Below are 13,554 nucleotides of genomic sequence, written 5' to 3' on the forward strand. Positions count from 1 at the left end.
TGGGCTAATCCGACCTACGCGATACAACGTGCCATTGGTCGAGTAGGTCGGATTAGGCGCAGCCGTAATCCGACAAAGCGGCACCCCCTCGATTCAGCATGCCGTTGTTCGAGTAGGTCGGATTAGGCGCAGCCGTAATCCGGCAAAGCGGCACCCCCCTCCGATACAGCGTGCCATTGCTCAAGTAGGTCGGATTAGACGCAGCCGTAATCCGACAAAGCGGCACCCCCCTCCGATGCAGCGTGCCATTGCTCAAGTAGGTCGGATTAGGCGCAGCCGTAATCCGACAAAGCGGCACCCCCTCGATACAGCGTGCCATTGCTCAAGTAGGTCGGATTAGGCGCAGCCGTAATCCGACAAAGCGGCACCCCCCTCGATTCAGCATGCCGTTGTTCGAGTAGGTCGGATTAGCGCAGCGTAATCCGACACATGAGGCACGCAACCAGCTGAAGTGGGCTATCAATCCTTCCGAAGCACTCCAAAACTGTGACCTCTGTCACTTTTTTCAGCCGGTTATGGTCGACCGGAATATTGGCGCTCCAGCGCCGCGGTGATACCATTGCGCCCTTAAAACAAACCGTTGGCATGAGGCCAACATGGATGCAAGAGGACTGTTGCGATGGAAGCGTTAAAGCTCGAAGAATCTCCCTCCATTTTCCGCGCCGGTTGCCGCGCGATTCTTACCGGAAAACCCGGCAAGGCCATTCCCTGCTTTATTGCGTCGGCCGAAGAACTCGGCGGCCTTTATCACCAATTTGAATTCAACCTCGCACTGGCGCGTGGACGCTGGCAGCGCAGCCGGGTAGGGCAACCGCCGAGTGTTGGTGTGTGCGGTCCGCACCTCGAGCCTGTGTTGAAGCTGTTGTCGTCTGATAAACCATCGAAGCAAGATCGCGCGAAGTTTGTACGCGCCGCGCTGACGTTTGTGGTTGAAAATCCGTACGACCTTATCCACTTCTCGCGCGCCGGAGCGGCGTCCGAAATTCTGACCGGGTTGTATCAACTGGTATGGGGCGCGCGCGTCATTAAAGATGACAGCAAAGCCGCCCGACCGAGCCGCGTGTCTGCCAACACCGATATGCCGTCGTGGTCGGGTAAGTTGGAGCCCTTGTTGTTAGGCGAATGGCCGTAACAGCACAATGGACTTTTCGCCCACCTTCACCCACCACGGCGGCGCTGACGGCGTCACCGGTAGTTGCCACCGTCTGACCTGGCAGCCGGACTCATCCCTGTTGATCGACTGCGGTCTGTTCCAGGGCGAGGATGCGGGCACGGATGAACTGGCTCAACATCAAGTGAGTTTTCCGCTTGAGGATGTCCTCGCATTGGTGGTTACGCATGTGCATATCGACCACATCGGGCGCTTGCCGTATTTGATGGCGGCTGGTTTTAATGGCCCGATTATCTGTTCTGAGCCGAGCGCGCGCCTGTTACCTTTGGTGATCGAAGATGCGCTGAAGATCGGCTTTACCCGCGATCGCCGGTTGATCGAACAGTTTCAGGATCGCGTTCATGATCTGTTGGTGCCGGTACCCTATAAACAGTGGTACACGCTGGTTGATGATGCCGATTGGCGGGTGCGGATCAAGTTGAAGCGGGCGGGGCATATTCTGGGCTCGGCCTATGTCGAAGTCGATCTGTTGCGTAAGGCGGATAAGGCCACTCACCGTGCCGTGTTTTCCGGTGACCTGGGTGCGCCTTATGCGCCGCTGTTGCCCGCACCGGTGGCGCCTTATCAAGCCGATACCCTGGTGATCGAAAGCACCTACGGCGATCGTGATCACGAGAGTCGGCGCGATCGGCGCTTGCGGTTAAAAGCCGCCATCGAGTCCGCATTGGCCAACGGGGGTACGGTGGTAATCCCGGCGTTCAGTATTGGGCGCACGCAAGAACTGTTGTATGAACTGGAAGGGCTGATCCATTCGGGTGGTTCGCGCTGGCAGGATCTGGAAGTCGTCGTCGATTCGCCGCTGGCGTCACGCTTCACGCAAGTGTATCGGGACCTTAAGCCCTTTTGGGATGCGGAAGCTCAGCGCCGGGTGCGCGCGGGGCGGCACCCCTTGAGTTTTGAAAACCTTTATACCGTGGACAGTCATGAAGAGCATGAGCGTGCGGTGGAGTACCTGGCGCGTACCCAGCGCCCGGCGGTGGTGATTGCCGCGAGCGGCATGGCGGCGGGCGGTCGCGTGGTGAACTACCTGAAGGCGATGCTGGAAGATGAGCATCACCATGTGCTGTTTGTCGGCTACCAGGCCCAGGGAACACCCGGCCGCGCGATTCAGACCTATGGTCCCCGCGGCGGTTGGGTTGAGCTGGATGGCCAGCGCTATACCATTCGTGCGGGTGTGACGACTATTGGCGGGTATTCAGCCCACGCCGGGCGTCAGGATTTGTTGAATTTTATCCGGCGCATGCGCCATTGGCCCAAGCAGGTGCGCGTCGTACACGGCGACCGCCGGGCTCGCGCAGGTTTTAAAGCCGCTGTTGAGGCAATGGCAGCGGAGCAGGGAAAATCGGTTGAGGTGGTGTTGCCAGGGAATGGGTAGATGGCTTTGTGCCTCAGGTGTCGGATTACGCCCTTCGGGCTAATCCGACCTACTGGGTGTATCGTGCGCTTGGTTGGGGTGGGTGCGTTTTGTCGGATTACGCCCTTCGGGCTAATCCGACCTACTGGGTGTATCGTGCGGTTGGTTGGGGTGGGTGCGTTTTGTCGGATTACGCCCTTCGGGCTAATCCGACCTACTGGGTGTATCGTGCGGTTGGTTGGGGTGGGTGCGTTTTGTCGGATTACGCCCTGCGGGCTAATCCGACCTACTGGAAACATCGTGCCATTGCTCGTGTAGGTCGGATTAGGCGAAGCCGTAATCCGACAAAACGGTACCCCATCCAATCCAGCGTGCCATTTCACAACCGTACCATAAACGTTTCGTCTGCCACCAACTGATCGTCAATCTCCAACGTAATCCGCCACGGTCCCTGCTTGTTTTCTACCGGCGCCCAAATGGTGTCGCCAATAAAAAAATCCCAATCGTTTTGACGAATGTATTCCTCGCCGCAAAAGGGTGGCCGGGGCGTGCCCTCTTCATCGGGAATATCCGGGTGGTAGATGCAGTAGCGAACTTTTTTGTTTTTGGCCTTCTTGATGTTGGCGACATATCCGAATTCGATGTCCAGCTCGCAGGGCACTTCCCGGGTGACCTTAACGATCTCCGGCAGAGCCTTTGAGCTTGGGTCCCACTGGGTGTAGATGCCCCAGCTTTTGATTCTGACTTCGGGTTTCTTTTTCGCCATTCGTTTGCCTGTGGATTGTGTGCATTGATGCCCGAATTTTAGCAGATGTGGCGGATTTGGGCACGTTGACCGGTTGGATTGTTGGGGGTATTATTTTTTGGCTAGGTGCTTTCAGGCTGGATTTGTCGCGTTTTTGTCGGATTACGCCCTTCGGGCTAATCCGACCTACTTGGGCGTTGGCGCGCTGGACTGGGTTGGGTGCCGTTTTGTCGGATTACGCCCTTCGGACTAATCCGACCTACTTGGGCGTTGGCACGTTGGACTGGGTTGGGTGCCGCTTTGTCGGATTACGCCCTTCGGGCTAATCCGACCTACTTGGGCGTTGGCGCGCTGGACTGGGTTGGGTGCCGCTTTGTCGGATTACGCTGCGCTAATCCGACCTACATGAACAGGGGTTCGATGCATCCAGTAGGTCGGATTAGCGTAGCGTAATCCGACACCTGAGGCACCCCTGTTCGGCGAATACTGCCATTGAGGTACCGGCTCGACGAATACTGACATTGAGGCACCGGCTCAACAAATACTGCCATTGATGCACTCGCCTCAACGAATACCGCACTTGTTGTTTATCCAAACCACGGAGGGTTTATGGAATACCGGCGCTATCGCCACCCCGGTGCATCCTATTTCTTCACTCTGGTTACCCGAGATCGTCAACCGGTGCTGACAACTGAACCGGTTCGCACCCTGCTGCGCGAGGCTCTCGCATCGGTACGAGTGGATCGCCCATTTCACATCGATGCGATGGTGTTGCTGCCGGACCATCTGCATACGATCTGGACCTTGCCGGAAGGTGATTCGAATTTCGCGACACGCTGGCGGTTGATCAAGTCGCATGTTGTAAAGGCTTACGGCCAGGCCTTGTGGCAGAAAAGGTATTGGGAGCATTTCCTGCGCGATGACCTCGACTATCGTCGACATGTGGATTATGTGCATTTCAATCCGGTGAAGCATGGAATGGTGAAGGCGGTGGCCGATTGGCCATTTTCCAGTTTTCATCGGTGGGTGGGGGAGGGGGTGTATCCGGTGGATTGGGGTGGTCGGGTGCCGGATTTGGTTGGGGTTGGGAGGGAGTGATCGGTGGGGCAGTTCGATATGTGGTACGCAAATTTTGGGTTTGGTGCCTCAGGTGTCGGATTACGCCCTTCGGGCTAATCCGACCTACATGAACAATGGCACGCTGCATCCAGTAGGTCGGATTAGCGAAGCGTAATCCGACAAAAACGGTACCCAGCCTTCAAGAGGCCGTGTAATCCGACAAAGCGGCACCCATCCAACCAATACCTCTATTGCAACTGCTCCAAGCCGATCGGGGCACTGTGCTCGTCACCGGACACCCAGACCTCGCCATCACTCACACTGAACTGCAACTGCATATTTCGGCTTACCAACAACGCCAGGGCATCGAGCGGTTCTTCCGGTAACTGCCACACTTCCAGGTTCTTCAGGCGCGACAATAATTCGCGATTCTGTTGCCACCACACCGGCACTGAGTTCTGGCCATAGGTATACAGCTTCACCTGTCCCGCCCGTCGACTGGCCTTACGCAGCCACTTTTCGTCCGGCGTCCCAAACGCCACCCATAGGCGAATGGCGCCGGTCAGGTCCTTGTCTGCCAGCTCCGGCTCCTCATCGTCTCCGCTCAAACCGCTGGTAAATGCGAGATCTTCCGAGGCGTTAAGCGCAAACGCCAATAGACGGACCATTACCCGCCGGTCGTTCTCCGAGGGATGTTGCGCCAGGGTGAGGTCATGGGTCTGGTAGTAGCCGCGATCCATATCGGCGATATCGAGCCGGGCTTTGAGGATGGTTGATTTCAGGGCCATGGGGGTCCTTTGGGGTTGGGTATGAAAAGTCGTTGGGGGATTTTAGCGGGTTTTGTGCCTCAGGTGTCGGATTACGCTTCGCTAATCCGACCTACATGAACATTGGCTCGTTGGATTGGGTTTGGTGCGGTATTGTCGGATTACGGCTGCGCCTAATCCGACCTACTTGGGCATTGGTGCGTTGGGTTGGGTTTGGTGTGGTTTTGTCGGATTACGGCTGCGCCTAATCCGACCTACTTGAGCAATGGTGCGCTGTATCGTGTAGGTCGGATTAGCCCGTAGGGCGTAATCCGACAGTGAGGCACCCAATCCCCTTCAAAGGGCCTCGCTTACAAATCAGCGACCGCCACTTCCACCAACCGCTCATCCCCCTCCAGCAACGGGAAATACAGGGCGGTTTTGATCGGTAGGGCTTCCAGCGCCTGAAACACTTTGGCGTAGCGTGATAGCTGGGGCTGATACTCGGCGATTTCCTGGGCGAGGAATTGTGCGCGGTCTTGGCCTTCTTCCGGGCGGCTGCTTTTGTAATCAATAATCCAGCGAACGCCATCGGCGATGAAGGTCCGGTCGATGATCGACTCGCGCACGTCCTTGCCTATTCTGTGGTGAATCACCAGCTCGCACTGACTGTCCTGGTGGTTGCCATCCAGTAGCCAGCGGCCCTGTTCATCGGCGAGGGTGAGTTCCAGGCCGGCCGCGATTTTGTCCAGCCCTTTGTTCAGTTCTTCTCCTTCCCAGCCGTGCTGGCGCAACTGAAGCGCCCAAAAATCGCGCTGCTTTTCAGCCCAGTCCGGTTGCCATTCTGTGATTCCCTTTTCGGTAAACAGCTGCAGTTGCCCGTGCAACACCGTGCCGGTATGACGCGCCAGGCGGTTGGCTCGGGGTTCCGGCTCGGGAATATTCTCTTCATCGTCGTCGTGCTCTTTGCCGCGATAGTCGGCGAGGGTGTCAACGCTTTCCGGTGAGGGTGCACGCCAGTGGGGCGGTAGGCGCAGCAGGTGCTGCAAGCCCGGACGTTGATCGTCGTCTACGGACTCGATGACGGGCGTCGGATTTTCGGCGGGTGGTGGGAGTATCCGGTCTTCAATCTGATCCCAGATGGTGCGCATCAGCGATGCCGGTACCGGCGCTTTGATCGTGCCTTTTTTGGCGTCCACGCCCAGGCATCCGATCAGGTGCAGGCGTTTGACGGCGCGGGTACAGCCCACATACAAAAGCCGTGTGGCTTCGTAGGCATTGCGCAGCTTGGCTTCGTTACGCATAAAGCCGTAGAGCGCGTCCTTGTCCTGGCCGGTGGGCGCGAGCGGCCCCAACAACAGTTGCCGTTCGCCGCCGGCGCTGACGCGCTGTTGCCAGAGCAGAAGTTCGCTGTCGTCACTCATGCCGACGCGATCCAGACCGGGAATGATGACGGTATCAAATTCCAGGCCTTTGGATTTGTGCAGGGTCATTACTTGCAAGCGCGGGTCCGCGTCGGAGCGCGGGGCTGCAAACAGGCTCTCCACTGCGCGTTGAAAGTTGTCCCAATCGCGCAGGCCGCCGCCCAGTTGGTGGCGCTCAAGCAGATTGAAATAACTGGGCATATTGGCGCGGTCACTGGCGTCGGTGAGCAATGCCGGGCCGCCCAGGGCCAGCCAGACGCCCTCGAGCCATTGCCGCAAGGGTTTGCGCGCACGTTCACCCCAGGCCTGGGTGAGCACGGCCATCAACCGCTGCAGACAGGCTTGCCCGGCGTCGCTCAACCCCTCGATGGCTTGCCAGTGCTGTAGCTGTTGCCAAATCACGGGCCAGCCCCGTTGACAGCGCGGGCTGACGTCCCCCAGGTCGAAGGTCACCAGCGTGTGTAAATCGTGAAGGTCCAGGCCGCACCAGGGCGCCCGTAAAATGGACAGCCAGGCGATGCGGTCGTCCGGGTTGAGCAGGGCGCGAGTCAGGGACATGGCATCGACGATGGCCATGCGGCTGCTGAGCGGGTCGATGTCGGTGGCCTGCCAGAACAGTTGGCGCCGGGCGAGGGCGGGCAGGACGTGGGCGAGGTGATTGCGCCCGCGCACCAGAATGGCGACACTGCCGTTTGGGTCTTCTTCTAAAGCTTGTTCTGCCAACTGCGCGACGCTTTCCGCTTCGCGCAGTTGCGCCAGAGTTCTGTCGGGGCTGGCATCCGGGTGCGCGGCGTCCTCTTCGGCGTCTTCACTTTGATGCAGGCAGGCGTAACAGCGCACCGCATCGTCGTCGAGCGGTTGGTTGAAGGCCACCGAGGGCGAGTAGCGCACTGCGCCGCGACCGATATCATCGCGCGAGGGAAACGCCCCGTGAAAAACGTCGTTGACCCAACGCACCACATTGGCCTGGGAGCGGAAGTTCACGGTCAGGTCGAGCGCTTCGAGCGCCACTTCGCCAATACCGTGCTGGCGCGCATCTAGAAACAGGCCGACGTTGGCATCGCGAAAACCGTAACAGGATTGCATTCCGTCGCCGACAATAAACAGGGTGCGACCATCGCCCGGTTGCCAGCCAGCGGTGAGCAATTCCAGCAGTCGCAACTGCGGCGCGGCGGTGTCCTGAAATTCGTCCACGAGAATGTGTTGAATGCGGTAATCCAGTTTAAGCGCAATGTCACTGGGGTTGTCTTCATCGCCCAGGGCGGCGGTGGCGGCCTGGGCGATGGCGCTGTAGTCAGTCGCGCCCAGTTGTTTGAACACCAGCGTCAGTTGCGCGGCCAAGTGCGGCAGGATGCGGGTTAGACAATCGAGCAGTTGCCACTGATCGTCGGTGTAGGTCGGTGGAGGCAGTTGGCGCACGGCGTGCAGCTGTTGCGTCAAATCTTCGGGGCCGTCTTCCTGTAGTATCGCGACCAGATGGGCGTAAGCCTCCTTGAGCGGCGCATGGGCCTTGCCGGCGGGGAAACCTTCGTTCTTGGTGAGCCGCTTGCGCCAGTCGCCACCGGCGGTGAGCATCAGATTTGCCAGTGCGCACCAGAGCGGCAATCCGTCGGGGCCTGGCTCGGGTAAGTCGGTGATGCCGTGAAGGCCGCGGATATCGCTCTCGGGATTTTCTTCCAGGACATTGGCGGCGGCCTTATCGGCGAGCAGGCACAGATCGCTGGCGTGGTGGCCGATGCTCTCGGCCAGGGTGTCCAGATGCTCGTGAATCACCTGTTCTAGCACCGCTTCCAGGTACTCGCGCGCGTGCTGTTGACCGGCCTCCAACATGACGCCCAACCACTGATCACGTTTGGCGAGCAAGCTGACCAGCAGTTTTTCGGCGGCGGACATATTGGTGTCGAGGTGGCGCAGCAGGTGTTGCAGGTCGCGGCTGATCTGACCGTCGCTTTCGAGCAGGGCAAACAGGTTGTGTACCGCCTGGCGGTAAGCCAGGGACGGGTTGTCGAGGGTATCCGGCTGGGCGCCGAGCTGGCTTTCCAGCGGCAGTTGTTTGGTGATGGCGCGGCACAGACTGTCGATGGTCTGAATGCGCAATCGCTGCGGGCTCATCAACAGTTGCCAGTGACATTCGGCATCACGCTTGAGCACAGCGCTCGCGAGCCGCCAGGTGCGCCGCTTGTGCGGATCACTCGGCTCCGGTGTTTCGCTGGCCTCGCGCAGGGCCTCCATGATGCGCTCCTGCATCTCACCCGCTGCCTTGCGGGTAAAGGTGATCGCCAGCACCTCCTCCGGCTGCTCGCAGCCGGCCAACAGCGTCAGCACCCGCTGGGTCAGCAGCCCGGTTTTGCCCGAACCCGCCGGCGCCGCCACCGCAAACGACCTCGCCGGATCAAGCGCCCGCTGCCGCGCCGCTGCATCGGGCGGATTGTCGGCCGGGAACTGTCCGTGGGGGAGGTCGTGGAGCGCTTCTTCGGGGGCGATGGTCATGACTGAGAGGAGCGGCCTTGCTGGTTGACTATGGCTTGAATCATAGCAGAAAGGTCCTCAACTAGTCACTTTCGTTTCCCTGTAGTGTGACTTGAGCTGAATAAGCGCCCGCTTTGCCTGTCTCTGGTGCCACAGGTTGCTAAGACCTTTGGTGGCAGTTGCCGGAATAACGAACGCCGAGATCAGGAGCATGATATCCCTAAAGCCCAGCGGCCATAAGCCTTGGGGCCGAATCATGAGCCAGGCTACAGACGCCGCCAGTCCAATAATTGCTGCTACTGTAGCGGCTTCACACCCGCACGCAGTGAGGTGGTGGTTGATTTTTGATTCCAGACCGGCAAGGTCACCTTCGCTATCTTGCGGGGAATGGGCGGCTATCCGTATGAGTCTGTCCGGCCTGGATGCCAAAAAATCATCCACATCTTTTGGGGTCTCGATTCTATGGTGTGTACTATGCTCGGGCATTGCTGTTCCCGCTACTGCTGAGCGAAAAAATAGAGGTTATCCAGCAAAGCCCGGATATTCCACCATTACCGATTCTGCATCCATAATCGAGAATCCTGTGAATGCCATTGATCAGTGAGGCGGTTACGCGCCTTAGGATTGTGCAGCCTGCGAAGAATATCACCGCGCCAGCGGCAACCAGTGTTCCTATTGCCCCTCGAACTATACCGCGGCCGATATTGACAAACGCGCGACCGACATTACCAAGTGCGCAGCCAATATTTGACGATAGTGAGGCAATGCCTGCGCCGATACCTACTATCACTTGCGCCGCGCCGGCGAATGTATTTCCAATAGCCGCCCCAATACGGCTTACAGTGCAAACCGTATTGTTTAGTGCAACAGCGCCTTTGCAGACAGCACTTTTAGCATGTGCTGCGGCTTTACATGCCTCCCTGAGTGTCGCCGACCCGGCCCTGCACGTGACTCTGGCCGTTGCCGCCAGGGCTACGCAGCCCGCGCGGGCGGTTCTGCAAGCAGCTCGGCGAATAAAACCGTAGTCTGAGCAGTTGGTAAAACTATTGCATTGAATGTTGCACTCATTATCCAACCGATTCTGGTGGTTTGCCTCACACTGAGCGATTTCACCGGCACGTTGGTCGTCGCAAGCTTGCATGTCTAGCGCGGTTTGATCCCAGCATTCCACGGCTTCGCCCAGGTTGTCGGCGACATTACTGAATCTGTTCGAGGCATTCGCAAAAAATTGCTGGGACGCTGATGCCATGGAGCCGGCAGCGCCGTCGAAGCATGCAGCTGCATCTTGGAGATTAGACGCTACCGTCGTCGCATGATCGATAGCCGCATTCCAGTGAGACGTGGCTGCGCCAAAAATAGCTTGAGTTCCAGAGCTGCAGGCCCGCCCCATATTTGCCTCTATTTCGACGCGCCTAAGGCCGAGGCGGCTCGCGAAGTTTCGGCAGCTTCTGCGTCTCCGGCGATGACCTAACGTGCATCGATGGTGATCCGAGCTTATGGCGCCAAACATTTCCAGTGTTTCGATGATCGAGTTGGCATATCCTTGGGCGCCGCCCCTGTTGGGGTGTCCGAGTGAAGCGAGTCGGCATATTATTCTATCTGCAAAGCTGTCATCGAGTTGGTTGATACACTGAGCTCTTCTCTCCTGGATGACTTCATCTTCCGGCAAAAGATTCGGCGCGATATGGAAAAGATCCTCAAGAAGCAGGTTAAAAGGTCGTGGGTTTCGTATGACATCAATGATTTCAAGTACTTGGCTTGGTCTTCGAGCGAAACCCCAAAGCCATGACCTCGGCGCAAACAGGCACCGATGCTTTTCGATATTTGAGTAGGCAAATAGTATTCTAGGCTGCTGTGCTTCTGATTCGCTGGCTGATACTTCTTGGTTGACCTTTTCTACAGCATTCTGAATATGAATGTCGCTTGCCCAGCGAAAAGCATTGGACACCTCAATAAGCATTGGCTTTGTGATCGGATTAGTTGCCAGTCGTTCTGTCCATTGAGCCCCCCAATTATCAGCATGGCCGAGGGTCACAGAGTACCAGTCGAGTTTGTGCCCGAGGGAGAACGCGGAGAATATTGGAAAATAACCGTTGACGACAATTGTCGCATTGGGGAAAAGAGTGGCGGCCTCTCTTAAGGTTGCCTCCATCTTTGGACCGAGCTTGGCGGCCTCTTCTTCGATGAAGGCGATCCAGCCTGCGAGGATGTCATTGTGCCAGGCATCACCGATGAACACCGGGGCCAGGAGGTTGTTAAAGTTAAAGTCGTTTATGCCACCGTTTAGCAACATCCAACGAATATTATTGGGAGTCTCACTTTCTGATAGTGCGGGAATTGAATTTTCGCCGGTTTCTGAATTTGTTCCTCCGAGCAGTGCGTAGGCAGTGCGGAGCTGTTCGATAGTTGACAGTGACTGGTGGGGTATTTCCCGGGCAAAGGCTTCGGGTGAGTATTTTGGTAAAATCGTTCCGTTTTCGAAGGAGCCCACAATCTGACTGTCACTTCCTGCCAGGTTGTGGTCGTCGGTATCAGGGGGGAGTGCCGGGTGCATTTTGGCGCCGGATCTCGCCATAGAAAGCTCCCTGACAGTTTGTCCCTCCTGAGATAGCCTTTGCCGGACAAGCTCTCTAAAACGATTCTCGGGGCTGAGTCCTTGCCCCCACATCAGAGAGTCGCCTACTGTCAACATGTTCGGAAGCTCGGTTTCACTTATCTGATTGTCGTCGGCTGAAGCTTGTCCTAGCTGGGATAGTGTAATGGTCATGGTAACCCCTCCTTGAGTATTTATTAGATTTTTAGGTTGTCGTCTGAAAATTTATTGTGGAATAGGATAGTCAAGTGATAGCAGACTAATACGCAAGAAGAAAGGTCAGGCGATCGATTTTTTGTGGCAAGGGGAAAAGTGTGAACAGGTTCACGCGCTGTTGACGTTCAATTCGACGGGGTCCCGCTGAATGTGATCGAGCGGGACAATAGCCGAGAAGATTTTTTACTGTTACGACGGCTTGAAAAGGCTGAGCTTAATGTTCCATACGGGAGTGCACCGCACCGAGAATATCCATGGCGGTAATCACACCGGTAATTTTATTGTCGTCAGTGACAAACACCCGGTGAATATGGTGTGTCACCAAAGTGTCGGTCACTTTGGTGAGGGGGGTATTCACATCCACGGTAATGACCTCGGGGATCATGATCTGATGCACGGTGCAGTTGCGGTCGGCGACTTTGACCCAGTTGCGCAGATCCGATTCGTTGATGTCCTGGCCGCAGCTGTCGCGGTACAGATTGCGCAGGGCGTCACTGCGCTGATCGTCATCCATGGTATTGAAGCGCACCACGTCGCTGACGCTGACCACGCCGACCAGCTCGTGATCCGACGCGATGACCGGTGCGGCTGAAATCTGCCGATTGATAAAAAATTCCGCCAGGCGGTGAATGGTCCAGCCTTCGTAGGCGGTCAGCAAATCGCCTTGCATGATATCTTTTGCGGTTAACTGGGACAGGATATCGGTGCTCATAGAATCAGTTTCCATTGGTTGATCATTCGGGCGCGCAGCAACTCGGCGCCCCTGGTCTGCACAGCCAAAGTATCCTGCAATCCCGGTGCCAGCTATTGCGCCAAGTTAGTGCGGCCTGCGGGTGTGAAAACGCACCAAGAAGCACCCAATACGTGCTCGTCGGTCGATTTGTGCACGATTTCAGTGCGTTTTGGGGATTCTCAGTTGACGGGCAGCCCCAGCTGTTTCAAGGCCGTCAGCCGAACCAGGTAGCTGATTTTGAAGATCGCGGGCAGAACGATCAGCATCATATGCGCCGTGACCTGTGCCACCAGGCTCAGTCCGACCGGGGGCATCAGGGGTTTTTGCGTATTGCCTGAACACTGGCCTTCAATCCGGCAATCTGGATATCTAACAGTTGTTCAATGATCTCGGCTTGGCGGCTTTGAGGGTGTTGGTCGGAGAAGTCTTCCGGCCAGCTTTCACAGAAAATGGCGGCGTCCACACAGCCATTGCGCAGCAGGGTACTCACCCCGTGCACCAGCGCCCAGGCGCTGAATGCAGCCACTGCCGCCTGGGCATCGCTCAGGCGGGCGCCCTGGGATTCTTCCAGCATCTCGATCAGTGTGTCCCGCAACAACCGCTCGCTGCCCACGCCTTCTTCGATCTTCTCTTTGGTGACCTGGGAGAGGTCCGGTGGGCGGAAGAACATGGCGTCGAACAGGTGTGGCTGCGTCTGGGCAAAGTGCATGTAGGACAGCCCCAACGCACGGACTTTGTCTTCCCCTCGCGCCGCCTTGGGCAAAGCGGTCAATGACTGTTCCATGGCTTCCCGTAGTTGCTTGAAACCGACAGTATGGACGGCAATCAACAGGTCGTTCTTGTCCTTGAAGTGACTGTATACCGCCGTGGGTGTAACCCCCACAGACTTTGCCAGCCCGCGCAGGCTGAGCTTGTCGAGCCCACCGCTTTCCACTGCCAGCAGGGCGCTGTCCAGCAGTGCTTCACGCAGGTTGCCGTGATGGTAGGCGGTTTTTTGTGTCGAGTCGGTCATGGACGACACTATACCAGATCCGCCTACGCTGG

General features: G+C 57.4%; 10 protein-coding genes. 3 read left to right on the forward strand and 7 right to left on the reverse strand.

The window, feature by feature from the left end; all coding sequences use genetic code 11:
* The first annotated feature begins 619 nt into the window (after positions 1–619).
* Positions 620–1,132, forward strand: coding sequence for a hypothetical protein (locus DKW72_RS02890; protein WP_111640789.1), 513 nt, complete (start codon positions 620–622; stop codon positions 1,130–1,132).
* A gap of 7 nt (positions 1,133–1,139) precedes the next feature.
* Positions 1,140–2,546 (forward strand): MBL fold metallo-hydrolase RNA specificity domain-containing protein, encoded by a 1,407-nt coding sequence (locus DKW72_RS02895; RefSeq protein ID WP_111640790.1) that lies wholly within the window; start codon positions 1,140–1,142, stop codon positions 2,544–2,546.
* Positions 2,547–2,904: 358 nt separating this feature from the next.
* Here DKW72_RS02895 and DKW72_RS02900 read toward each other — a convergent pair whose 3' ends face one another.
* Positions 2,905–3,291, reverse strand: a complete 387-nt coding sequence (locus DKW72_RS02900) for a DUF3859 domain-containing protein (protein ID WP_111640791.1) — start codon at positions 3,289–3,291, stop codon at positions 2,905–2,907.
* A gap of 588 nt (positions 3,292–3,879) precedes the next feature.
* Here DKW72_RS02900 and DKW72_RS02905 point away from each other — a divergent pair.
* On the forward strand, positions 3,880–4,368 hold the full coding sequence (locus tag DKW72_RS02905; RefSeq protein WP_111640792.1) for an REP-associated tyrosine transposase: 489 nt from the start codon (positions 3,880–3,882) through the stop codon (positions 4,366–4,368).
* 209 nt (positions 4,369–4,577) lie between these two features.
* Here DKW72_RS02905 and DKW72_RS02910 read toward each other — a convergent pair whose 3' ends face one another.
* From DKW72_RS02910 to DKW72_RS02935, 6 genes are all read right to left on the reverse strand, one after another.
* On the reverse strand, positions 4,578–5,117 hold the full coding sequence (locus tag DKW72_RS02910) for a YaeQ family protein (protein WP_111640793.1): 540 nt from the start codon (positions 5,115–5,117) through the stop codon (positions 4,578–4,580).
* A gap of 329 nt (positions 5,118–5,446) precedes the next feature.
* Entirely contained in the window at positions 5,447–8,989 is a 3,543-nt protein-coding gene (locus tag DKW72_RS02915; protein WP_111640794.1) for a UvrD-helicase domain-containing protein, read from the reverse strand.
* A 451-nt stretch (positions 8,990–9,440) separates the two neighbouring features.
* A complete protein-coding gene (locus DKW72_RS02925; RefSeq protein ID WP_111640796.1) occupies positions 9,441–11,735 on the reverse strand; it encodes a hypothetical protein in 2,295 nt (764 codons plus the stop codon).
* Between the two features lie 256 nt (positions 11,736–11,991).
* Positions 11,992–12,489, reverse strand: a complete 498-nt coding sequence (locus DKW72_RS02930; protein ID WP_111640797.1) for a CBS domain-containing protein — start codon at positions 12,487–12,489, stop codon at positions 11,992–11,994.
* Between the two features lie 200 nt (positions 12,490–12,689).
* Positions 12,690–12,824: a hypothetical protein gene (locus tag DKW72_RS16665; protein ID WP_269777871.1), complete on the reverse strand. Its 135-nt coding sequence runs from the start codon at positions 12,822–12,824 to the stop codon at positions 12,690–12,692.
* Positions 12,824–13,522, reverse strand: coding sequence for a TetR/AcrR family transcriptional regulator (locus DKW72_RS02935; protein WP_111640798.1), 699 nt, complete (start codon positions 13,520–13,522; stop codon positions 12,824–12,826). Before DKW72_RS02935 ends, DKW72_RS16665 begins: the two co-directional genes overlap by 1 nt.
* Between the last annotated feature and the right edge of the window lie 32 nt (positions 13,523–13,554).

The sequence above is a fragment of the Marinimicrobium alkaliphilum genome, assembly GCF_003259155.1.
Taxonomy (GTDB): Bacteria; Pseudomonadota; Gammaproteobacteria; order Pseudomonadales; family Cellvibrionaceae; genus Marinimicrobium_A; species Marinimicrobium_A alkaliphilum.

Coding starts and splice junctions, on each gene's coding strand:
- DKW72_RS02890 (WP_111640789.1), top strand. CDS start 620: ATGGAAGCGTTAAAGCTCGAAGAATCTCCCTCCATTTTCCGCGCCGGT.
- DKW72_RS02895 (WP_111640790.1), top strand. CDS start 1,140: ATGGACTTTTCGCCCACCTTCACCCACCACGGCGGCGCTGACGGCGTC.
- DKW72_RS02900 (WP_111640791.1), bottom strand. CDS start 3,291: ATGGCGAAAAAGAAACCCGAAGTCAGAATCAAAAGCTGGGGCATCTAC.
- DKW72_RS02905 (WP_111640792.1), top strand. CDS start 3,880: ATGGAATACCGGCGCTATCGCCACCCCGGTGCATCCTATTTCTTCACT.
- DKW72_RS02910 (WP_111640793.1), bottom strand. CDS start 5,117: ATGGCCCTGAAATCAACCATCCTCAAAGCCCGGCTCGATATCGCCGAT.
- DKW72_RS02915 (WP_111640794.1), bottom strand. CDS start 8,989: ATGACCATCGCCCCCGAAGAAGCGCTCCACGACCTCCCCCACGGACAG.
- DKW72_RS02925 (WP_111640796.1), bottom strand. CDS start 11,735: ATGACCATTACACTATCCCAGCTAGGACAAGCTTCAGCCGACGACAAT.
- DKW72_RS02930 (WP_111640797.1), bottom strand. CDS start 12,489: ATGAGCACCGATATCCTGTCCCAGTTAACCGCAAAAGATATCATGCAA.
- DKW72_RS16665 (WP_269777871.1), bottom strand. CDS start 12,824: ATGCCCCCGGTCGGACTGAGCCTGGTGGCACAGGTCACGGCGCATATG.
- DKW72_RS02935 (WP_111640798.1), bottom strand. CDS start 13,522: ATGACCGACTCGACACAAAAAACCGCCTACCATCACGGCAACCTGCGT.